This window comes from Paraburkholderia sp. WS6, from assembly GCF_030464835.1.
GTDB classification, from domain to species: Bacteria; Pseudomonadota; Gammaproteobacteria; order Burkholderiales; family Burkholderiaceae; genus Paraburkholderia; species Paraburkholderia madseniana.
Map to the genome: position 1 here is coordinate 1 of NZ_JALQCK010000075.1, position 21,579 is coordinate 21,579.

The 21,579-nt window shown below is 59.8% G+C and carries 18 protein-coding genes and 4 pseudogenes; 16 read left to right on the plus strand and 6 right to left on the minus strand.

Translation table 11 applies throughout. The annotated features are described in order from the left end of the window. Positions 1-523: 523 nt before the first annotated feature. Positions 524-1,696, plus strand: coding sequence for a porin (locus M0D64_RS43250; protein WP_154566171.1), 1,173 nt, complete (start codon positions 524-526; stop codon positions 1,694-1,696). Positions 1,697-1,961: 265 nt separating this feature from the next. Here the strand turns inward: M0D64_RS43250 and M0D64_RS43255 are convergent, their stop codons facing one another. Next, positions 1,962-2,717: a hypothetical protein gene (locus M0D64_RS43255; RefSeq protein ID WP_266262124.1), complete on the minus strand. Its 756-nt coding sequence runs from the start codon at positions 2,715-2,717 to the stop codon at positions 1,962-1,964. 575 nt (positions 2,718-3,292) lie between these two features. Between M0D64_RS43255 and M0D64_RS43260 the strand changes: the two genes are divergently transcribed. Beyond that, positions 3,293-4,390, plus strand: a complete 1,098-nt coding sequence (locus tag M0D64_RS43260; RefSeq protein WP_266262125.1) for a porin — start codon at positions 3,293-3,295, stop codon at positions 4,388-4,390. A 932-nt stretch (positions 4,391-5,322) separates the two neighbouring features. Here the strand turns inward: M0D64_RS43260 and M0D64_RS43265 are convergent. Then, positions 5,323-5,892, minus strand: a complete 570-nt coding sequence (locus tag M0D64_RS43265) for a lipid-binding SYLF domain-containing protein (protein ID WP_266262126.1) — start codon at positions 5,890-5,892, stop codon at positions 5,323-5,325. A 236-nt stretch (positions 5,893-6,128) separates the two neighbouring features. Here M0D64_RS43265 and M0D64_RS43270 point away from each other — a divergent pair, with 236 nt between their 5' ends. From M0D64_RS43270 to M0D64_RS43280, 3 genes are all read left to right on the plus strand, one after another. Further along, positions 6,129-6,395 (plus strand): hypothetical protein, encoded by a 267-nt coding sequence (locus tag M0D64_RS43270; protein WP_266262127.1) that lies wholly within the window; start codon positions 6,129-6,131, stop codon positions 6,393-6,395. 93 nt (positions 6,396-6,488) lie between these two features. Beyond that, complete coding sequence (locus M0D64_RS43275; RefSeq protein ID WP_266262128.1) at positions 6,489-7,691, plus strand: hypothetical protein; 1,203 nt, start codon at positions 6,489-6,491, stop codon at positions 7,689-7,691. A 335-nt stretch (positions 7,692-8,026) separates the two neighbouring features. Continuing rightward, positions 8,027-9,154, plus strand: a complete 1,128-nt coding sequence (locus M0D64_RS43280; protein ID WP_266262129.1) for an aminotransferase class V-fold PLP-dependent enzyme — start codon at positions 8,027-8,029, stop codon at positions 9,152-9,154. Positions 9,155-9,569: 415 nt separating this feature from the next. Here the strand turns inward: M0D64_RS43280 and M0D64_RS43285 are convergent, their stop codons facing one another. After that, positions 9,570-11,015: a DEAD/DEAH box helicase gene (locus M0D64_RS43285; RefSeq protein ID WP_266262130.1), complete on the minus strand. Its 1,446-nt coding sequence runs from the start codon at positions 11,013-11,015 to the stop codon at positions 9,570-9,572. Between the two features lie 221 nt (positions 11,016-11,236). On the opposite strand from M0D64_RS43285, the pseudogene M0D64_RS43290 reads away from it, so the two are divergent. From M0D64_RS43290 to M0D64_RS43300, 3 genes and pseudogenes are all read left to right on the plus strand, one after another. Continuing rightward, positions 11,237-11,560: pseudogene (locus M0D64_RS43290) on the plus strand (helix-turn-helix transcriptional regulator); the annotation flags it as partial. 67 nt (positions 11,561-11,627) lie between these two features. Further along, positions 11,628-12,002, plus strand: a complete 375-nt coding sequence (locus M0D64_RS43295; RefSeq protein ID WP_266262131.1) for a VOC family protein — start codon at positions 11,628-11,630, stop codon at positions 12,000-12,002. Between the two features lie 93 nt (positions 12,003-12,095). Next, positions 12,096-12,218, plus strand: a pseudogene (locus M0D64_RS43300) (alanine--glyoxylate aminotransferase family protein); the annotation flags it as partial. A gap of 19 nt (positions 12,219-12,237) precedes the next feature. Here M0D64_RS43300 and M0D64_RS43305 read toward each other — a convergent pair. Next, on the minus strand, positions 12,238-13,275 hold the full coding sequence (locus tag M0D64_RS43305; protein WP_154566179.1) for a GlxA family transcriptional regulator: 1,038 nt from the start codon (positions 13,273-13,275) through the stop codon (positions 12,238-12,240). A 134-nt stretch (positions 13,276-13,409) separates the two neighbouring features. Here M0D64_RS43305 and M0D64_RS43310 point away from each other — a divergent pair, with 134 nt between their 5' ends. The 7 genes from M0D64_RS43310 to M0D64_RS43340 all read left to right on the plus strand — a co-directional run bounded on the left by M0D64_RS43310 (position 13,410) and on the right by M0D64_RS43340 (position 18,435). Then, on the plus strand, positions 13,410-14,051 hold the full coding sequence (locus tag M0D64_RS43310; protein WP_154566180.1) for an HD domain-containing protein: 642 nt from the start codon (positions 13,410-13,412) through the stop codon (positions 14,049-14,051). 158 nt (positions 14,052-14,209) lie between these two features. Further along, entirely contained in the window at positions 14,210-14,992 is a 783-nt protein-coding gene (locus tag M0D64_RS43315; RefSeq protein ID WP_171929107.1) for an alpha/beta fold hydrolase, read from the plus strand. A 572-nt stretch (positions 14,993-15,564) separates the two neighbouring features. After that, positions 15,565-16,173, plus strand: coding sequence for a glutathione S-transferase family protein (locus tag M0D64_RS43320; protein ID WP_266262132.1), 609 nt, complete (start codon positions 15,565-15,567; stop codon positions 16,171-16,173). Between the two features lie 149 nt (positions 16,174-16,322). Next, on the plus strand, positions 16,323-17,204 hold the full coding sequence (locus M0D64_RS43325; RefSeq protein ID WP_266240433.1) for an NmrA family NAD(P)-binding protein: 882 nt from the start codon (positions 16,323-16,325) through the stop codon (positions 17,202-17,204). 51 nt (positions 17,205-17,255) lie between these two features. After that, positions 17,256-17,714 carry a MarR family winged helix-turn-helix transcriptional regulator gene (locus M0D64_RS43330; protein WP_266262133.1) on the plus strand — a complete coding sequence of 153 codons (459 nt, stop codon included), beginning with the start codon at positions 17,256-17,258 and terminating at the stop codon, positions 17,712-17,714. Between the two features lie 17 nt (positions 17,715-17,731). Beyond that, positions 17,732-18,037 carry a DUF3817 domain-containing protein gene (locus tag M0D64_RS43335; protein ID WP_266262134.1) on the plus strand — a complete coding sequence of 102 codons (306 nt, stop codon included), beginning with the start codon at positions 17,732-17,734 and terminating at the stop codon, positions 18,035-18,037. Continuing rightward, positions 18,034-18,435, plus strand: coding sequence for a CopD family protein (locus tag M0D64_RS43340; RefSeq protein ID WP_154567944.1), 402 nt, complete (start codon positions 18,034-18,036; stop codon positions 18,433-18,435). Before M0D64_RS43335 ends, M0D64_RS43340 begins: the two co-directional genes overlap by 4 nt. A 543-nt stretch (positions 18,436-18,978) precedes the next feature. On the opposite strand, the pseudogene M0D64_RS43345 reads toward M0D64_RS43340, so the two are convergent. Further along, a pseudogene (locus M0D64_RS43345) lies at positions 18,979-19,242 on the minus strand (transposase); the annotation flags it as partial. A 116-nt stretch (positions 19,243-19,358) separates the two neighbouring features. Between M0D64_RS43345 and M0D64_RS43350 the strand changes: the two are divergent. After that, positions 19,359-20,378, plus strand: coding sequence for an IS110 family transposase (locus M0D64_RS43350; RefSeq protein WP_266262135.1), 1,020 nt, complete (start codon positions 19,359-19,361; stop codon positions 20,376-20,378). A 274-nt stretch (positions 20,379-20,652) separates the two neighbouring features. Here M0D64_RS43350 and M0D64_RS43355 read toward each other — a convergent pair. Beyond that, a pseudogene (locus tag M0D64_RS43355) lies at positions 20,653-21,564 on the minus strand (IS91 family transposase); the annotation flags it as partial. Positions 21,565-21,579 lie beyond the last annotated feature (15 nt).

A 21,579-nucleotide genomic window follows, 5' to 3' on the forward strand; every position in this document is an offset into this window, starting at 1 on the left:
TGATCGCACCAGACGGTGACGATCCGCAGACCGGGGAAGTCCTTACTAATTCATCCCGACTACGCACGGTCAGCGAAGCCTGAACGACCATTTGTCTAACGTTTAGCTCTATCTCGACGAACGGTCGTGCCAGCGAACAGCCGAGGCATCTGTACCTCGGTTTGTCAAAACGTACCGGCAACATGTCGAGGCCAGATCGAGGTGTCGGCGTGCGTGTCGTTGTGTCAAAGCCAGATACAGATGGGCGCTGTCAGATGTCATGTCAGTGGTGGGATGCCGGCTAACCTGATGCCGTCGCTTCAATACAACGGCGATGCGTCCCGGATGCGTCCCGGATGGGATGAAAAACAGCACCGCGCCTTTTCTGGCAGGGATTTCGCCAGAATTATTTCGGATTTATGACGAATTATCTCAGCAAAACGTAACGGTGAAATCCAGCCCGGAAATGACATCATGAGGCTACCTGCCTCTTATACTCGCGCCGCTGTTTTCCGCCTGAATCGCAATCCGCTGGAGTTAATTCATGAAAAAGATCCCCGTAGCTCTCGCCGTATCCGCTGCACTCGCCGCATCGGCCGCCCATGCACAGAGTTCGGTCACCCTGTACGGCCTGATCGATGCCGGCCTGATGTATACCAACAACGTCAAGACCTCCGCCACTTCGCACGGCGGCCTGTTTCAGGCAACCAGCGGCACCATTAACGGCAGCCGGTTCGGTCTGCGTGGCGCCGAAGACCTCGGTGGCGGCCTGAAGGCCATTTTCGTGCTGGAAAACGGCTTCAACGTGCAGAACGGTAAGCTCGGCCAGAACAGCCGGATGTTTGGTCGTCAGGCGTTTGTCGGCCTGAGCAGCAGCGATTTCGGTACGGTGACGCTGGGCCGCCAGTATGACTCACTGGTGGACTTCGTGGCACCGCTGTCCGGTACGGCCGGCACGTTCGGCGACACGGGCTTCGCGCACCCGTTTGACAACGACAACCTGAACCACACGCTGCGGATGAGCAACGCGGTTAAGTACACGAGCAGCAATTATGCAGGCCTGAAGTTCGGCGGCCTCTACGCGTTCTCCAACAACACTGACTTCACGCTGAACCGTGCTTACAGCGCGGGCGCAAGCTACGAGTTTGGCCCGTTCAAGATGGCCGCCGGCTACCTGCAGATCAACGGCAACGGCGCTGCCCCCCAAGTGAACACCAGCGGCGCAGTTGACCTCGGCGAAGCGCCTGCCCAGACGGCTGGCTTCCGGTTCGGGGCGAACGTTCAGCGCACGATCGGCGCGGGTCTGAACTACACCTTCGGCCCGGCAGTGGTCGGCTTCGTGTATACGAACAGCTTTTATCAGGGCACGCAATCGTTCAACCTCAACAACGGTTCGCAGCGCTTCAACAACTATGAACTGAACGCCAAGTACACGCTGACACCGGCGATTACGCTGGGCATCACTGACACGTACACCGATGCCCATCTGTCAGGCGCGTTTAATGCGACCGGTACGCAGTACGGCAAGGATCCGAAGTGGAATCAGGTCAACTTGCAAGCTGTCTACGCGTTTTCCAAGCGCACGGATGTTTACGCCGAAGCCATGTATCAGCACGCAATCGGCCAAAACGTTGTCGCCTTCATCAATACGTCGGGTGGTGCGTCGTCGACGGCAAACCAGGTGGTCGGCACGGTCGGGTTGCGCACGCGCTTCTAAGGAAGCCTGAAGCGGAACTGGTTTAGCCCTGTCTCAGGGCGCAGCAGCAGTGTGCGCCGGCAAAGGCACCCGCCGGCGCAAATTCATCTGGGCACGACCGCTACAGCTTGCTTGAAGACGTCGCGTCCAGATGTGTCGGGACTCTCGTCGCTGGTCCAGACGAAATGGCGGTCACGGCGCAGTGAATGCGGAGCGAGAGTCCAACGACGATGGATCGTTCCTGGCCGACCTCTGCCTGATGACGCCAGCCTCAAACTGCCTCAGTTCACATCATGCCGCCGGGGGCGCTCCCTGTTCCGCCAGTGCCGGATGAAGGTGTGGACGTCGTTGTGAGCGGATGGGCGAGACCCGCCGCGGACAGCAGCGAGACGGCAGCCGGATCGGGCATGCCATTGACGTCGATGGCGCCTGCTGTCGCCAGCGCGCCGAGATCGCTGTCCACCCCTGCTTGCCCGACGACAAACGGCGTCGTCAGAAACGCCGGTGCCGTCAGCGTGACCGCATATCGCTGCTGCAGATTCGCGACAACTGCCGTTTGCGCAGCCAGTACATCGGTCTGATTTTCCAGCACCCGCTGGAACTGTGAATTGTTCTGGAAATTCGCAATCAGACTGGCCTCGTTTGTGCCAAGTTGCGAAGCGAGATAGACGAGCATCAGTTCGGTCTCAGGCGTCGTATTGAAAGTGCCGCCGGCAAATGCCAGCGAATGCAGGGTCGTGCCGCCGGCGGTCACGGTGAGGATGCAGGGAAGCGTGGCGTTGAGGGTCGTGCTGTAGTGTCCACCGCCGTCTGACAGGGTGGCGCCCGAACCCGACGCGCAACTGAGGCTAACCGTCGCGCTGGCGAGCGCCTTGCCGATGGCTGCCGTGCCGGATACGGCGACGTTCGGCGTCCCGTTTCCGCCGCTACAGCCGTCGAAGCCGAAGCAGGCGCTTCCGCCGCACGCGGCGAGTGTGGCGAGCGAGGCCGCGCAAAGTGCAGCCAGCACCGGGCGAACAAAAGGCGCATCGTGAGTGTTCATGGCCGCCTGCCATTGACAGAAGAGGATAGGGCGAGCTGCCCCACACAAAGGGACTGGCGCTATTTATAATTTTAGGCCCTATACGCTGAAGTCGTTTATCGCATCAGTCTCATTCACGGCGTTATCACCCATTGCAGTCATCCGAGATCCGTCGTTTCAGCATTCAGCGAATGTCAACCTCCGAGCGAGACGTGGGACGGGAGTCGACCCACCTCAGACGGTCGTCCATGCAGCATCTAGACGACCGCTTTCAAGGTTAAACGGCCACCCCGCTATTCTGGCGTCTAGTCGCGTTTCTGCGGCTTTGTGCCGTCAGCCTGGCCTGCTGCCGCTCAACAACGCTGAGCGGCAGCAGGCATAACAGGGCTGTTCCGACCATATACAAGAATTCGCTGGCAGTGTCCGGTGATACGAAAGTCAATCCAATGTTGTAAACGGGAGACACAAAAATTGAAAACAGATCCCGATTTAATTTGACGGAAATATCATTGCGCGCAGGCCAAAAGCCGCGCATGAACCGCAGCGGTTATATAGACCAGCGGTTTGTCTTACAACTAAACATGGGGAGATACTCTGTGAAGAAAACCATCAGCGCCATCGGTGGCGCACTTATCGCCATCGCGGCCCAATCCGCTTTCGCGCAAAGCTCGGTCACCCTGTACGGCATCGTCGACACGAGCGTCCGCTATCTCACCAACGCCAATGCGAACAACGACAGCCAGGTATCGATGGGCGTCGGCCCGATCACCGGAAGCCGTTGGGGCTTGAAGGGTTCTGAAGACCTGGGCGGCGGCTTGTCTACGGTGTTCCGGCTTGAGAACGGCTTCAACCTGTGGAACGGCCAGTTTGCGAGCCAGAATACCCTCTTCAACCGGATGGCTTATGTTGGGCTGTCTAGCAACCAGTATGGCACGGTGACCTTCGGTCGCCAGAATACGCCGCTATTCGACCAGCTAGGGAACGTCTACGACCCGCTGACCGTCGGTAACTACGATCAGGACGGCTGGTTGCCTGGCGCACTCGGATACGGCCTGCGCCAGAACAACTCCGTCAAGTACAACGGCCAGTTCGGCGGCCTGAACGTGGAAGCCATGTATAGCTTTGGCGGTGTGGCCGGCAGCACCGGCGCGAACAACATGTACGGCTTGACGGCGGCCTATACGTACGGCGGCTTGTCCCTTGATGCCGGCTTTCAGCAGAACAGCGATGCACACAACAACAAGTTCAATGTTGTCAACGTGAGCGCTGTCTATGCGTTCAGCACGGTCAAGGCCTACGCAGGCTGGCTGCATGCGCAGGACAACACCGGTATGGTCGACCTTTTCATGTCGGCCGCGAACTCGCCGGCTGCCGCCTTTTCGGCGCCGGTGACGAATACCAACCGCATCGACGACGGCTTCTACGTCGGTACCACCTGGCAGGTAACGCCGCCGCTGCTGTTGACTGCCGCAGCATACTACGATCACTCCCGCAATGCGTTGAACGCCGACGGCACCACGCTCGGCCGCGGCGTCCGCTACTCGGGCGTGCTGCTAGCCGAATACTCGCTGTCCAAGCGGACCGAAGTGTATGGCACGGTCGATTTCATCCGCGGCACTGGCGCGGCGCAAGCAGACTTTCCGGGCCGCAACAACCAGACCGGCGTCGCGCTCGGCCTTCGCAACATATTCTGATTCGTGCTGCCCGGTTTGCCGCCGGGCATCGCGCTTCCGAACCACCGGCGCGCGCTTTTTCTATACGCGCGCAGGTGGGGCGCAATGTGCTGCGGATGACCGGTCCGGCCGACAACACGCCTGACGTGTGCGGCGCACGAAGGGCCGTTATCGGGGCGGAGCGGTCCTTCGAACGTCCGGGTGAAAGCGTGGGGCAACGTCAGTAGATGGCCGAACCCGAAGCCCGTCAGTCACCGGCTCTGCCTCGACGCGAATTTCCCTTGTCGACCCTTCCCGTACGGCCACCTTCTCTGCACGTATGGCGGGATTACGCGTCGAACGAGACATTCGGCGGATACGCGGTAAAGTGGACAGCGTCAAGCAGGACGGCCGGTCGTCGAATGGACCGTGCTGCTAGTGTCGCTGGCTTCCGCTGGTGCGTTCATCCTCGCCATAGAGAAAAGGTTCGGCGATCCGAGACGGAACGCTCCGCGGCACGGTCACTGCGATTCGAAAGCGCCTTGGATGCTCGCAGTCGAAGGCCGCAGCCCTTCGCAAACACCTCGTGCAACACACGCAATCCAGTCAGGCGACGACTAAAGCGATAAGTCAATCCTCAGAGCCGCGAGAGGAGCGATACGCAGCGAAAAGCATCCAAGCCGCTCCGGCAACAAAAAAAAGATACCGGCCGCGCGCAATACACTGCATCGCTCGGCCGGCCCTGAAATCGCGCCGAATCCCGCGTAGGCTGGCGCCGCGCCGGCCGGCGGCCAACTGCATCAAAACGAGCCCCCAAGAGGAGAGCAGACGGGGAGGCGGACTGCGATCTTGAAGCTGCTGGGACCACCCTCGGCCCGCACGACCGATCGGCGGCCGCATTGGCGCGCACGGTTGCCGGACCGCCCCCAGCCCGCTGTAGGCCAGCAAAACGTGCCGGGGGCATATTTCGCACTTTACTTATCGTTTTCATCAAACTTAACAATCCTCTGGCCTTGCATGCCAAGACCGGCCATCAGGCCCGTTTGGCCAAAAATGAACGAGTAGACATCGGATTTCAACGTAGTAGTTGTCATAGACCTGGCCATCCCTGCATCCACTACTACGACACTCGGCCCCATACCAACCGATAATCCGGCGCCGCTGGTGAGCGTAGTCATAGCCGAGTCGGTCATGAGAAACAAGGCCTCCGAGAACGATTGGGCGCCAGCCTGCAGGCCATACGAGACTGCGCGTGCTCTGTAGTACCCAAGGACTTTCCCGTCTGGACCAAACATCACCCCTTTCCCGCCTTGCGCACCGACGATAAGCCCGGCCTTGACAATGTCGGGAAACACGACGACGGCCTTCGCCTGGTATTGGAGTTCCTTCGCCTTTGGAGTGCTGGCAAATAGTTGTTGAAGTGCCGCTTGCGCTTTGTCGACTAACTCAGGGTCTCCGCCATTAGCAACGGTCGGGTTCGTCGAGCAGGCCACGACAAACAGAAAGACGGGAATCGCGAGAACAAACCGAAGGGATTTGATCATGATGCAGGCTCCATTAAACATATCGTAATCGCGGTATTGAGCGCGCACGCGCCGCGACAGCGAGACTCACATGAATAGTGGTAGTTGCGGTCCGATCAAACAATTGGACCTTGGTCCAATAGCGTTGTCCTGAGTCAGCCGACCAAGAACTCCGTCGACGACGGATGATGGGTGAGACGGATGGCCGTTAACCGAAAGCTTTAGATCCCTCGATAGGCCTAGCCGGGCGTCCCTTGATGGCCGCATCCCATCAGAAGCTGAACTTCCGTGACCATGACCGGATCGTGCCCGCGATCAAGTCGATTCACACGCCAGATGTTGCCGGCGGAAATACACTCCTCACCGCCGCCGCCAACGATGACATGCTCGTCGGTTCCATTGCCGCCGGAGCAGGCAAGAATTTCCGGACCGACAACGTCAGTATTGCTATGGTTGTTCGGCACATAGGCTTTCGCCTGGGTTATACCCGGAAACACTACCCTGAGCCCTTAAGGACGTGCTAAAAATAGTCGATATCCCGTAAGCGCGAGTGAAGGTCCGGTCCGGAGATTGGAGAATCCCACGCGGTCTGTCGCACGGAATTCCGAGGTGAAAGTATGGAAAAAAAAGTGCTCGTCGCGGTAGCCGCTGCGCTTATGTCTTCTGTGGGCGCGCTGCATCCCGAATCCGCCCGTGCCGCTGATGCTGCAGCCTCGGCCTTCGAAGACTCGACCGTCGACGCCTCTCTCGACCCTGGCGAAAAACGCGTCTCTGCCGATGCCGACATTCAGGCGCGCCTGGCAGACCTGCGCTATGCGTATTTCATCGGCTATAACGCGCGCGCCAGGGAAGACTCGAAATCCTATGCGACGTTGGGCGACGAAGTGAAGCATCGGCAAAAGCCGCTTGCTGTGCCGGCCATGCCCGCATCGCCGAAGCCGGTTGCCGAGCGGGGTGCACCCCCGAGGCGGGTCGTAGCGCAAGCCGCGTCGCCGAGGCAAGTATCCGCGCCGGTCACATCGCCGAAGCGGGATGCTGCTGCGCGAGCCATGCCGTCCCGGCAGGTCGTCGCGCAGGCCGGCCCTGTGCCGCTGAAGCACGGCTCCGCGCAAGTCGCGTCTGCGCCGCCGAGGCGGGTCTCTGTACCGGTCGCGTCGTTGAAGCAGGCTTCACTACGGGTTACGCCGCCTAAGCGGGCTGAAATGCAGCCCGTGCCTCTGAAGCAGGTTTCTACGCGGACTGCGTCGCCGAAGCTGTTTGCCACCGAGTCCGAGCCTCCCATACTGATTCCGACGCAAGCCGTGGCGGCATTGCCGCATGATGACGACGCGCAGTTGACGCAGAGGCGCGATTTGCAGAACGCTCAGCGGGCGGTGCCGCAATATCGGCAGGCCGATGAGGAACCGCAATACGCGGCGGAGCAGGGGACTCAAGCGGCTTACAACCGGCAAGCCCGGCAATATCAGAATCAGCAGCCTCAGCAATACGCAGCGGCGCCGGCCTATAACCAGACGTCAACAGAGTCTCAGGAGTCAGGTGGGTACGCGAGGCGGGAATACGCGCCGCCGCCTCGAACCGTTCAGGCTAATCAATACGCGCCAGCTCCGTATCCGCCCGCGCGGTACCAACCGGCTGACGCGCAGTCCGCCTATGTACCTCGGCCGCCCACTCAAGCGGCGGCGCAGCAGGTCATCATAGTGGGCCGCCCGCCTGCCTATCCGGCATACAACGAGATGTACACGCCGCCTGAACTGCGCCGGCCGTACCCCGCCGGTTACGGCAATCCGGCGCAGCCTGCCGGATATCAGGGATGGGAGTAGGCGCACTCACTCGCATGTGCCGTTGGGCGCCCTGACTCACGTATGCAACGGGCCGTTACAGGCGTCCCGTTTCCATGATGGCAGCAACATGCGCATGCCGGACACGTGCGATGGCACTGCCGTGACTCCGATCGCCTATCAGGGCGATTCCTGCGAAGGTCCATAATCGTACCGATTGTCGCCACTGGCGCATTCCCAACCGGCGTGACTCGGCGGCTGATTCATGCCGAAACTTGCTGGATGGGTAACGGGGGCGTCTCGGCCGATACCGTTGCAGGCGGCTTTCGTTAGAATGTGTTTGCGATCCTTATATTCGTTTATAACCGGAGACAAACGTGCCAGGCTTACTTCCCGATGTCGACCGCGAGGGACTGCTCGAATATTCAGTCGTGTACACCGACCGATCAATCAATCATATGTCGCAGCTCTTTCAAGGAGTCATGCGTGATATTTCCGGTTCTCTGAAGAAAGTCTACAACGCGAAGTCGGCCGTGGTCGTGCCGGGCAGCGGGACGTTCGGCATGGAAGCCGTTGCCCGGCAGTTCGCGACGGGCAAGAAGTGTCTGGTGATTCGCAATGGCTGGTTCAGTTTTCGCTGGTCGCAGATTTTCGACATGGGCGGCATTCCCTCTGAATCGATCGTGATGAAGGCGCGCCCGGTCGAAGAAGGGAGACAGGCTGCCTATGCACCGCCACCGATCGAAGAGGTGGTCGCTGCGATCAGGGAAAACAAGCCGGATCTGGTCTTTGCGCCGCATGTCGAAACCGCATCCGGGATCATGCTGCCGGACGCTTATTTGCGCGCGGTGGCCGATGCTGTGCATGCCGTCGACGGCATGTTTGTACTGGATTGCATTGCCTCCGGCACGGTCTGGGTCGACATGAAGGCGAGCGGCGTTGACGTCCTGATCAGCGCGCCGCAAAAGGGATGGAGCGCGTCGCCGTGCTGCGGGCTGGTCATGCTTAGCCCGCTTGCCCGCGAAAGAATCGACAAAACAACTAGCACCAGTTTCGCTTGTGATCTTCGCAAATGGCTGCAGATCATGGAAGCGTACGAGAACGGTGGGTTCGCGTACCACGCAACGATGCCCACGGACGGTCTCGCAACGTTGCGTGACGTCATGAAGGAGACCGAGGCATACGGCTTCGATAAAGTGAGAGTAGAGCAGCTTGAACTCGGCAAGCGCGTTCGCTCACTCCTCGTGGACAAGGGTTTCAAAAGCGTGGCGGCTGAAGGTTTTGAGGCTCCGGGCGTCGTCGTCAGCTACACGGACGATGACGGAATACGATCCGGCAAGAAGTTCGCTGATGCCGGCTTGCAGATCGCGCCTGGCGTTCCCCTTCAATGCGACGAGCCTGAAGATTTCAAGACCTTCCGCATTGGGTTGTTCGGCTTGGACAAACTGCATGACGTTGAAGGTGCGGTGGCCAGGCTCGCGAAGGCGCTGGACAGTATTCTTTAGGGCATTTTTTTTGTTTTGCGGAGGATGTGCGTATTGGTCGTCATCGCGAACGCCTCGGGAGGAGGAAACCGAGGCTAGGCTATTCGCACTATTCGGCCTTATGGAAAGCTTCGCATAAGGCCGATCAACGGTCTGGCACTTCGCATCGGTGATCGGCAGGTCATCGGGGCGGATTCAACCGGGGGATGCAATAGTTTGCTGGAATCGCTCGGCTGGCGTCTCGTAGCCCAGGGTCTTTCTCGGACGCTCGCTACGCACGATTTCAACGTCCGTTCGGCCCCGAAGTTGTTATGGAATCCTGGATTCAGTGCGCCGTTACCCGCCGAGCTGAGGCACGCCGAAGCCGCGCCGCTGCCTGCCAGCGGGCCCCAAACCGCCAGCCTGTTCCAGGGCTGGTGTTACTCATCCCCACGGATCAGGGTTGGCGTTTGCCGCGGCCACCAGCGGGTTTGCCAGCCGGCTTACGTGAACCCGCAGCTGGCTTGCTGGCGGGCTTGCTGCGTGGCTTTTGCACGCTGAATGGGCTACCGCTGGAAAAGCTTGTGCCTTTGCCCGCGGCCACAGCGCGCTGCGCCGCAGGCTTGCGTTTGTTTTCGCCACTTTGCGGGCGCGTTTTATTGCTGAGCACCTGCGTGGCGCGCGGCGCAGCTTGCGGCACTTTCGGCTTCTTGGGCTTTTTGGGTTTCTTGATGATCTCGCCCGTCGCGCTAGTTTGCGGCACGCGGTGTTCGGCTTCAAAACCCGGCTCTTCTTCACGGCGCAGTGTTTGCCGGATCAACGCTTCAATCGCGGCCAGTTGCGGCGCTTCATCGGCACACACAAGGGACACCGCCACGCCGCTGGCGCCCGCGCGGCCGGTACGGCCAATACGGTGCACATAGTCTTGCGCCACGATCGGCAGATCAACGTTGATCACCAGCGGCAGGTCGTCGATATCCAGCCCGCGTGCAGCCACATCGGTGGCCACCAGCATACTTACTTCGCCCGTCTTGAAGCGCTCCAGCGCACGCAGGCGCGCGGGTTGCGGTTTGTCGCCGTGGATGGTGTCGACCGCATAGCCCGCTTCATCCAGCATGGCCGCCAGGTAATCCACGCCAATGCGGGTTTTGACGAACACCAGCGCGTGCTCCCAGTTGTTCTCAGCCACAAGGTGCATGAAGAGGTCAGGCTTGTTCTTTTTATCCACCGGCACCACCCACTGCTTGATCTTGCTGGCCGTGGCATTGGGCGGGCTGACGCTGATATTGACCGGGCTGCGCAGAATGCCCGCCGCCATGGCGCGGATATCATCGGTAAACGTGGCAGAGAACAGCAGGGTCTGGCGCTGAGCGGGCAAGGCAGCAAAGACGGCGTTGAGTTCGCGCGCAAAGCCCAGATCCAGCATGCGGTCGGCTTCATCCAGCACCAGCGTTTGTACTTGATCAAACTGCACTGCGTTCTGGCGATTGAGATCTAGCAAACGGCCCGGCGTGGCAACGAGCACATCCACGCCTTTGCGCAACTTCATCATCTGCGGGTTGATACTCACACCGCCGTAGGCGGCCAGAAATCGTAAGTCGAGGCCTTTGCCGTATTCGATAAAGCTTTGCAGCACTTGTTCGGCCAGTTCACGCGTGGGCACCAGCACCAGAACACGCGCGCGGTTGCTGGACACCGCCGGGCCGTGTTGCACCAGCCGTTGCAACAGCGGCAGCGCAAAACCCGCCGTTTTGCCAGTGCCGGTCTGTGCCGCAGCCATGACGTCCTTGCCACTGAGCACAGCAGGAATCGCCTTGGCCTGCACCGGCGTAGGTGTTTGGTAATTGAGGTCCTGCACATTACGCAGCAAGGGATCGATCAGGCCAAGCGAGGCAAAAGACATTGGCGTATTCCGGGCTAAAACCGCAATTCTAGCGGTTACCGCCTGATTGCACCGCGCAAATCAAAGGTCAAAAAGATCGACGTTGATCGCCACTGAAAAACGCAGCGGCCCACACAGATCGTCGACAATGCGATATCTATCTGGAAGCAACCTGTTGCATTCGGTTCGATGTAACCGATAGCGTCGTCGATTTACTTGAGTTCCGATATCAGGATCAACATATGGCCCGCTCTGAACGTCTTCTTAGTCTCCTGCAAGTGCTACGGCGTTACCGACGTCCCGTGAGTGGTCAAGCTTTGGCCGAGGAGCTCGGTGTGAGCATCCGCACGCTATACCGGGACATCGCCAGTTTGCAGGCGCAAGGAGCGATGATCGAGGGGGAACCGGGCGTTGGTTACGTGATGAAACCGGGTTTCATGCTGCCGCCAATGATGTTCCGCTCAGAGGAACTCGATGCTTTGGTTCTTGGCATGCGCTGGGTGGCTGATCGCTGCGACAAGACGCTATCGGACGGCGCGCTGAGCGCGCTTGCGAAGATAGCCGCACGATACTGCCAGAATCCGACAGCATCGTCTTTTAGACTGAGCTCCCTTTCTTAGCCAGGAGCTCAAAATGAAGTTTGCGTCTGTTCGTGTTGTTACCCAGGATATCGAAGGTCTGGTCGAGTTTTACCGAAGGCTTTCCGGTCTCGAGGCTGCACGGCCGGCTGATGGGTTTGCGGAAATACAATTCGAAGGGGCGGTGCTTGCGATTTCGTCTGAGCACCTGACCAAGCTGTTTAATGTCGGTGCCGCCACTGCGGCTGCGAATCGGTCGGCGATCCTGGAGTTTGAAGTGGAGGACGTTGATGCAGTGTTCGAACGGATGAATGCGTGGGGGACAGAAATCGTTATGCCGACGACGTTGATGCCGTGGGGCAATCGCTCTCTCTTGCTGCGCGACCCGGATGGGAATCTCGTCAACATATTTTCTCGACCCAAGCGTTGAGAAAGGCCACCGGACCACGGTAACTTTCCCTGACAGTTCGCGACGGGCAAGAAGTGTCTGGTGATTCGCAATGGCGGGTTCAGTTTTCGCTGGTTCGCTTGCGATCTTCGCAAGTGGCTGCAGATCATGGAAGCCTACGAGAACGGTGGGTTCGCGTACCACGCCACGATGCCCACGGACGGTCTCGCAACGTTGCGTGACGTCATGAAGGCCAGTGCGGGATATGCGGCCAATGTCAACCGGACTGCATCGGCTCGACGCTCTTACCGAAGCGCCGAGCGTACTCTGCGGGACTCACCCCGAAGCGGCGTGTAAATGCCTTTCTTAGCACGTCGACGCTGTCGTAGCCATTCTGACGACAGATGTCTTGCATCGATCTCTCGCCAAGCGCAAGCGAACGGCAAACGGATTCCAGCCGGACGTTTTCGACATATCTTGCGGGTGTGGTCTGCAATTCTCGCTGAAACATACGTATCAACGTTCTGACGCTCGTTGAAATTCTGGCTGCCATGACTTCGGCTGTGAGGTCCATGTGCAGATGCTCACCGATCCAGAGACATAACTCGTTCAGACCTGAGTTGTGCGCGCGCTGCGACTGAAGTGCGAAGCTGAACTGCGCCTGTCCGCCCGGACGACGTAAGAACAGGACCAGATTCTTCGCAATTTCCAGGGCGAAGTCATTTCCCAGATCTTCGCTGACCAGCGAGAGCGCGAGGTCGATTCCAGACGATATGCCGGCCGACGTGTACACGTTGCCGTCTTTCACCCAGATAGGAGTCGGGTCGACCTGTACCTTGGGATAGCGCTCCGCCAGGCGCCGTGCCGCGCCCCAATGCGTCGTCGCCCTGCGACCATCCAGTATGCCCGCAGCAGCCAGGGCGAACGCTCCAACACATATGGAGCACACGCGACGCACTGTCTGTGAGCGGGTCCGAATCCAGTCTATGGCTGCCTGATCGATCTGTTCGAACGTCCTGGAGCCCATAGTCACAAGTAAGGTATCGATCGGCTTGTTCGCATGACGCTCCTGCTCGAGCGTGCTATGCCCTTTGAGGCCAATACCTGTTTCGCTGTCCAGGTACACATCATCAGCTGAGCAAACCAGTTCGAGCATGTACGGGGCAGTTCCACTGCCGTCCAGTTGGTTCGCCCACGCGAAGACTTCCGCCGGGCCGATCACGTCGAGCGCGTCCACTGGCGGTAGACCCAATATGACAACGCGCTTCTGTCTCGGGTCTGCAGGCGGGGCGATCGGTTTCGTCCGTTTTCTCATTGAAAGAGGCGCTGCGTATCAGGGCATAGGGAGAACGATTGTGGCAGAAATCGTCCGCGATCTGTCATTTGAGCTATCGACGAACCGCCTACACTGGATCGCTCTGTAAGTTCGCACGACCCGGAGGGTATGCAATGCGTGAAACTGTGATTGTTGGGGGAGTGAGTGCTCCAGACTCGGAGATCGCTACCAAAGCGGCTTCTCTGGTCGAGCGCGTCCATTCCGGAGCGATGATGCATCACGTGCATCGGACATGGTGGTTCGCCGAATTCCTGGGCAGGAAGCGAGGTCTTAAATACGATCGGGAAGTGGTGTATCTCGCATCGCTGCTTCACGACCTTGGCCTTACGGATGAATTTTCTGCCGACCAACGCTTTGAGGTAGATGGTGCCGACGCGGCCAGCCGCCTTTTGCTGGCCCATGACTACCCGGAAGCGAAAACGCAACTCGTGTGGGATGCCATCGCGCTTCACTCCGCTGGCGGCCTCGCCGATCGCAAGCAGCCGGAAATCGCTCTCGTCTATATGGGCGCACATCTCGACGTCTTCGGGCTGTTTCTGGACGAAGTCACGCCGTCGCTGATCGATGACACGCTCGCGCTCTACCCCCGCGTTGGATTTAAAGCCGCGTTTACCGAAGCGCTGGCTGAGGTCGCCAGAAAAAAACCCCATACGACCGTCGGTACCGGAATCGCCGATATCGGCCGTCGCCATGTACACGGTTTCGATATTCCGAACGTGTGCGACCTGATTAATGATGCGCCGTTTGAAAGCTGAGGTAGCGCACCGCAAGCGCGCCCGCCGTGTCCGCAGCCGCGCATGTTGCGCGCGAAGCTGGTTTCGGCGCTTCTCTCCCGCTTGCGAAACGGCTTGCACCGGCAATTCGCACGGTGCCCTCCGACATCGAAAATAAGCTGCAGATCAGGAAAACCGAAATGCATGTCAAAACACGAGGAACGCAAATTTATGTAGACGAGCGCGGGAACGGCGAACCAACGCTTCTGTTTCTGCATTACTACGGCGGGTCAAGCCGAACCTGGGACGGCGTGATCCGTGACCTGGCGGGCCAGTATCGATCGGTAGCTATGGATCACCGCGGCTGGGGTGATTCGGACGCGCCCGAGCAGGGTTATGGCATCGGCGATCTCGCAAACGACGTGCAGGACGTAATTGAAGCACTGAATCTTGAGCGATATGTCGTCGTCGGTCACTCAATGAGCGGGAAGGTCGCGCAGCTATTCGCGTCGCGTCGGCCTGCGGGGCTCCAGGGCGTCATCCTGGTGGCGCCGTCGCCTCCGTCACCGATGACCTTTTCCGCTGACCAGCGAGCCGAGATGGCCAAAGTCTACGACACTCGGGAGTCGATTACCTGGGCGCTTGATAACGTACTCACCGCGAACAGGTTGGCACCGGAGCTTCGCGAACAGGTTATCGCCGATAGTCTGCGCGGCGCGCCGCAGGCCAAGATTGCATGGCCACTCGGCGGAATGGTCGAAGACATTACCGCTGACGTCTTGTCCATCAATGTACCCGTCGTAGTTATTGCTGGGGAACTTGATCAGGTGGATCTGCCAGAGACATTGCGCGGCGAGCTATTGCCGCGAATCCTGGGCTCCCAAATGCTTCTGCTGCCCGGTACGGGGCACCTGTCACCTCTCGAGAATCCGGCTGCGGTCGCAGCAGTAATTCGCCAATTCATGCAGCAACTGAAGACATAACTTCGAGGGCCCCCTGAACGACGGCTTCCCGCAAAATTGACCGTCGCCTGCCGGCCGAGGGGTTCATCGCGCTAGTCGGCGGGCCGTTTGCCGCCGATGCATGCAGCGCGAATTGGCGGTGAGAAGCGCGACAGAGAACGCTTCTTCATCTGGATGTATTCGCCAATGCTTGACCGGCTTCGCGCGACCGATAACGGTTGGAGGATCGCGGAGCGCTACATAGGTGGCTCAACGACGAATCGCCGCCTGACGCCGCCAGACATCTCCGCCGCTGCGATACGACCTTTCCTCCCTGGTGCTTAAAGAACGCCGGCGTCTGGCTGCTCGGCCAGGCCAACATTTCTGCTGCCCGGAGTGAAGGCCTGTCACAGTTCGCACGGCGCCTCCGTCTGTGCAAGTCCATAGATCTGAGCCAGCCCTCTCGCCAGTGCGCTCTTTGCGTGGGCAGTTGCAGACAGTGTGCGAAGCTGGTTTCCGCGCTCCTCTCGTGGCGGTAGTCCACGGCATCGTTTGATATTCGAAGGGCGCGCGTGAATCAGGGCCTGTCCTGAAGGTTAAGTGGAGATGCGCTCATGGCAATCCGTCTTTACGGAGCACAAACAGGCAACAGCCGAAGGGCGGCCATCGCCCTGGAAGAGGCTGGCATTTCGTATTCCGTCAGCCGCGTGGATTTGAGAGCCGGGGAGCACAAGACTGCTGCGTTTCGGGTGCTTAACCCGCGTGGCCTTATCCCGGTCATGGTCGAAGAAGGCAAGGCAGGAACAGACCTTGTCGTTACCCAATCGAACGCGATCATGTTCTATGCGGCGAGTCGATCGCGGGAGAGGCTAACGCCCGATCCGGGTCAGGAGGCCGCCTTGTTTTTCGATCGCCTGTTCTATTTCATCACCGAAGTGATTGCGCCAAACGGCGGTGCTTTCGCGCTTAGGCAACAAGGCAACGAACCGGGCGCTCAATTTCTTGCCGGTCGTTCCATCGAGGCGCTCGTTCAGGCCGAACGATTCTTGATCGACGCCCCATATGTCGCCGGCGATAGATTCACACTCGCAGACATCGCTGCCTATACGAGTGCCTTTGCTGCGAGGCAGGACCTCGATTGGTCCAAGCTTCCTCTGCTTCGCGCCTGGTACACGAGGATCAGTGCGCGGCCCGGCGTCGTTCGCGGCATGGCAGCTTTTTAGCGCGGCCTTCATTCAGACTCCGTGAGAGGCGAGGTGTTTCGCTCAAGGCGAACAGAAGCTGCTCGCGAAAAAAACTTGCATATAGGAGCACATGCTCCTATATTGCCATACACGAGCATATGCTCTTAACTATTCAGAGGATCAAAACCATGAACGAATCGACCATTCTTGTAAGCGGCGCAACCGGCCGTACTGGCGGTGCAGCCATCGACGAACTGCTCCGGATGGGTAAGCGCGTCCGCGCTTACGTGCGCTCGGATGATGAGCGCGCAGCGGCGCTGCGGGCGCGCGGCGTTGACATCGCCGTCGGAGATTTCACCGACATCGACGACATCCGTGCGGCCATGGAGGGTGTCAGCTCCGCCTACTTCCTTCACCCGATCGCACCGGGGATTCTCGGGGCCGCAGCCTATTTCGCGCAGGCCGCGAAGGAAGCCGGCGTCACTGCGATCGTCAACATGTCGCAGATTTCAGCGCGGCGCGAGTCGACCAGCCATGCGGCGCAGGATCACTGGATTTCGGAGCAGGTCTTCGACTGGTCCGGTGTGCCCACCACGCATCTGCGCCCCACATTCTTTGCGGATTGGCTCGTCTACCCGCATTTTGCAAAGCAAATCTGGGCCAGAAAGAAGATCGATTTTCCGTTCGAAAACGGTCGCCACGCTCCGATCAGCGCGGACGACCAGGGCAGGGTCATCGCGCACATTCTGGCGAATCCGGCAGGCCATGGCGGCAAGACTTACACTCTCCACGGCCCGGTAGAGATGAACCATACGGAAATCGCTGCAGCCGTGAGCGAGGTGCTCGGCGTGACGATCGAATACGCCCCGACTTCGATCGAAGATTTCAAGCAACAGATGGAGCAGGTGTACAAGTTCCCTCCGTTCCTTGTGCAGCACCTCGTTGAAGTCGCGCAGCACTATCGCGAAGGGGTGTTCCAGGGTACTAACGATGCTGTCGAGAAAATCACCGGGACGCCGGCGCTTTCTGTCCCGGCATTCATCGAGAAGTATCGGGGCGCTTTTGCCTGACGAACGCGCGAGGCGCCTGGGCAATTTAACCAACGTTGAGGAGGACACGAGATGCTGCCGGAAAACCAACCCATCGGGGTCGATCAATGCAACTGCTTTACGGTGAGGAAGGCCGCCCGTCAGATCTCGCGTCTTTACGACGCTTATCTCCAGCCATCCGGCCTTCGCATCACGCAGTTTCTCACCCTGGCGACCCTGAATGAACAGCAGAGCGCCTCGGTTAATGCTCTCGCCGAGCGGCTCGACATCGAGCGGACGGCCATGGGAAAGATGATCGGTTTTCTCGAGCGCGATGGTTTCGTGAAGATGCGACCGTCTCCCACCGACGGCCGCATCCGCATGGTTGAACTCACCCCCGAGGGAGCCGATCTTTTCGAGCGGGCGGCGCCGCTGTGGCACGAAGCGCAGCATCAGTTCAGCATCATGAACGGGCCAAAAAATGTTGCAGTGCTGCGGCGGAGCCTTTTGCACATGAAGGTCGACAATGAGGCGACATCTTCCGCCGAATGATCGCCTGCCTGTTTTTCATGGACTACGCCCCGGTGTTCTTGCGCCACCTTCGCATCATGGCCGCGATTGAGGCCACGACGCTGGTGCTGCTTGTGTTCGTCGCAGTTCCGCTCAAGCATCTAGGCGGCATGCCGGCCGCCGTCAGATGGCTGGGGCCAGTGCACGGCGTCGCGTTCGTCGCTTACCTATGGCTGGTCGTCACGTCAGCGGCAAGCGGCGCGTGGCAGCGCTCAGAAGTCGTCCGGCTGATCGTTGCTGCGATCGTCCCCTTCGGGGGCTTCCTGAATGTGGCGTGGCTCGCACGCAAGCGGGCTGCTCGATGATTTATCTGTCAATCAAGGCACTGCATGTTGCGTCAGTAATAACATTTGTCGCTGGGCTTCTTGTCCTTTCCATTTGCGCGGCGACGAACAACCTCGTGATTCTTCGGGTGATGCGCCGTTGGGACCGCCGGGTGACGACCCCAGCACTGGCCATGGTGTGGATCACCGGCCCGACGATCGCGCTGATGGGGCACTGGTTTGGCGCCGCATGGCTAACCGCGAAGCTGCCTTTGGTCGTGTTGCTGTCGGCGTTGCATGGCATGCTCGCAGGTTTTTCGAGGCGGGCAGAGCGCGACGACACAGTGCGCGAATCGTCCGCGTTGAGGTTTGCAGCGCCGGCCGTGATCGTCATTGTTGTGGCGATTGTTTTCCTCGCGGTTCTGAAGTTCTCGCGGTGAGACGCCATGCTGACTGCTATAAATGCGCCCATGTCCATTCCGGCTTATCCGAATTCTGGCGCATGGAAGTGCGATCTAGAATTGAATGGCCGGTTCCTGAGCGGAACCGACGCCAGAATGTCGGAGCGACGGTGCGAGCGAACGACGACTCCTGGCCGGTTGCTGCCTGACGGCGATCGGCGGCACGCGTTAAGGGTTGTTCGACGCCTGCCATCGTCCGCAGGAATGTGAGTGCGCCACCGTGCGTTGCTGGCAGGCGTCGAACGAGCCTCGATGGAGGAAACCGCGGAGTGCCCCGATACGGCCGGAGTCCTGGAGGCTATGGCGATTGATAGGCCGGGATGGCCAGCAATGTTGATGGACGGGTGGTGCGGTGGGATTCTGGATGCGCGCCGACGCAGTGATGAAGCGGTGCAGTGGCGCAATTGTGGCGGTGAAGCGGACGTCCGGGGGACTGCGCGAGGCGACAGGCGCAGACGTCCGCTCGTGGGCCGCGTTGCCGCAAAGCCGACGGTCGGGTTGCACGTCCGGGAAGCGTTACGTTCATGTCTCGGCTCGTCGCATGGGTGGTGCGCGAATGGGCGCAGTGCGTTCCAGTATCTCAATGACGATCATCGGCGCACCACAGTGCCGGCAGACGAAGACCGGAGGGGCGGCGTCCTTGGGATCGTCGGGCCGGGTGCTGGTTTCAGGCGCGACGTCCAGCAGTTCACGCATCTTCGCGAGGCTGGTGCGGCGCACGGGGTTGGCCAGCAGTCCGTAGTGACGGATGCGATGGAAGCCGCTGGGCAGCACATGCAGCAGGAAATGAAATGAACGCGTCCCCCCGGTGAATGTCAGCGATGGTGGATCCTCACAGGCCAACGGCATCGATGTGCCCACGTGGAAAATACGAAGTTTCCAGGCAAACCGGAGGATCCGTCGTGAAGCTTACGCCAGTTGGGATTGACATTGCAAAGTCGGTTTTTCAGGTCCACTACGTCGATCAGGAAACCGGAGAAATCGTGAACAAGCCGATCAAGCGAGCAAAGTTTCTCGAGTACTTCGCGAACCGGGCTCCGTGCCTGATCGGCATGGAGGCGTGCGGCGGATCGCACCACTGGGCCCGGCAACTGACGAACATGGGTCACGAGGTAAAGCTGATGCCGGCGAAGTTTGTGAAGGCGTTCAACATCCGCAACAAGAACGATGCGGCGGACGCCCGGGCAATCTGGATGGCCGTGCAGCAACCCGGTAAGCCCGTCGCGGTGAAGACCGAGATACAACAGGCGATGCTGGCGCTACACCGTATGCGACAGCAGCTGATCAAATTTCGCACGATGCAGATCAACAACCTGCGTGGACTGCTGATGGAATATGGAGAGATCATGAGCAAGGGCCGGAACAAGCTGAACAAGGAGATACCGATCGTGCTCGAACGGATCGCGGAGCGCCTGCCTGCCGTGCTGATCGATACGTTTCGCGAGCAGTGGAATGGACTGGCGAAGCTGGACGAACAGGTTGCCGAGATCGAGCGCCGGATGCGCGAGTGGAAGAAGGAAGACAAGGCGGTGAAGGCGGTTAGCGAAATTTGCGGCGTCGGGCTGCTGACGGCAACGGCAGCCGTCTCAATGATGGGCGATCCGAAAGCATTCAGTTCGGGGCGGGAATTTGCCGCATGGGTTGGCATCGTGCCGAAGCAGACCGGCTCGGGCGGAAAGGTGACCCTGCACGGGATCAGCAAGAGAGGCGACACCTATTTGCGCACACTGCTGATCCACGGCGCGCGTAGCGCAATAGAGAACGCAAAGGAGCCCAGCGAGTGGGTCGAGCAGATGATGAAGCGGCGACCAAAGAATGTGGTGGTCGTTGCACTGGCGAACAAGATGGCACGGACGATCTGGGCCGTGCTGGCCCATGACCGGCCGTACCAGAAGGCCTACGTGAGCGTGAAGCCTGCCTGAATGGTTCACGCGAAGCAAAAGATCAACGTTTAACACAGGGTGAACGTCGAAAGGTTGCGCAGCAATCGAGTGTGATGACAATCCAGGTAGGACCGGGACTCGCTAAACCTGAATGCGCCGTCGAGCTTCGAGCTCGCGCAGGAAATGAGGTGCGAGTCAGCGTATTTCATAGAGGCCCGCAGCAGCAATACCGCTGCAACAAGGCCGGATATAAAGCTGCAGCCCATCCTGTCTGTCTGAACACACGAAAACTGTTGCAAACGGGACGCGTTCATATAAAGCGGCGCATGAACTCGCCGGCTTCGAGCGTCATGGTCTTGTAGCGGGTGCGTCCCGTTGCACGGTAGTCCTTCCAGCGGAAGGTGACGCCGCGTTCATCGAATGCGACCAGGCGCTGGTTGGAGATCGCGACGCGGTGCGTATAGCGTGAGAGGTACTCGAGTACCGCTTGCGGTCCTGCAAAGGGACGCTTGGCGTAGACCACCCATTCGCAGGTGCGCAGCGGCGCAAGCCACCGCGCAAAGGCAGCCGCATTGGCAAGCCCCGTGTACTCGCCGAAGAACTGCAGCTGGCCGCGTCGATGTGCGTCTGCGAGTGCTTCGAGGAAACGCCTGCGGAACAGGCGCGAGAGCACACGCACCGGCAGGAAGAAGCCGGGCCGGCAGGCGATCCACCGCTGACCATCGGGCGACAGGCCGCCGCCGGGAACGATACCGTGCACGTGCGGATGATGCGTGAGTGCTGAGCCCCAGGTGTGCAGCACCAGCGTGGCGCCGATCTGTGCGCCCAGGTGCCGCGGATCCGTGGCGATAGTACGTAGTGTTTCGGCGGCGATGTCGAACAGCAGTCCGTAGACGACCGCCTTGTTGTACCAGGCGATGGCACTGATTGGCGCGGGCAGCGTGAACACCACGTGGTAGTACTCCACGGGCAGAAGATCGGCCTGACGCGCCTCGAGCCAGCGGCGTGCGGCACTGGCCTGGCACTTCATGCAGTGCCGATTACGGCAGGAGTTGTACGCGACCTCAATGTGGTCGCACCCCGAACAGCGCAGCACATGCCCGCCCAGCGCCGCGGTGCGGCACTGTTCGATGGCCGACATGACCTTCAGCTGCCCCAGGCTCAGGTGTGCCGTTGCTCGCCACGCTGGCCCGTGGCTGCGGAAGACGTCCGCAACCTCCAGCATGAGGCGCTACAGCGC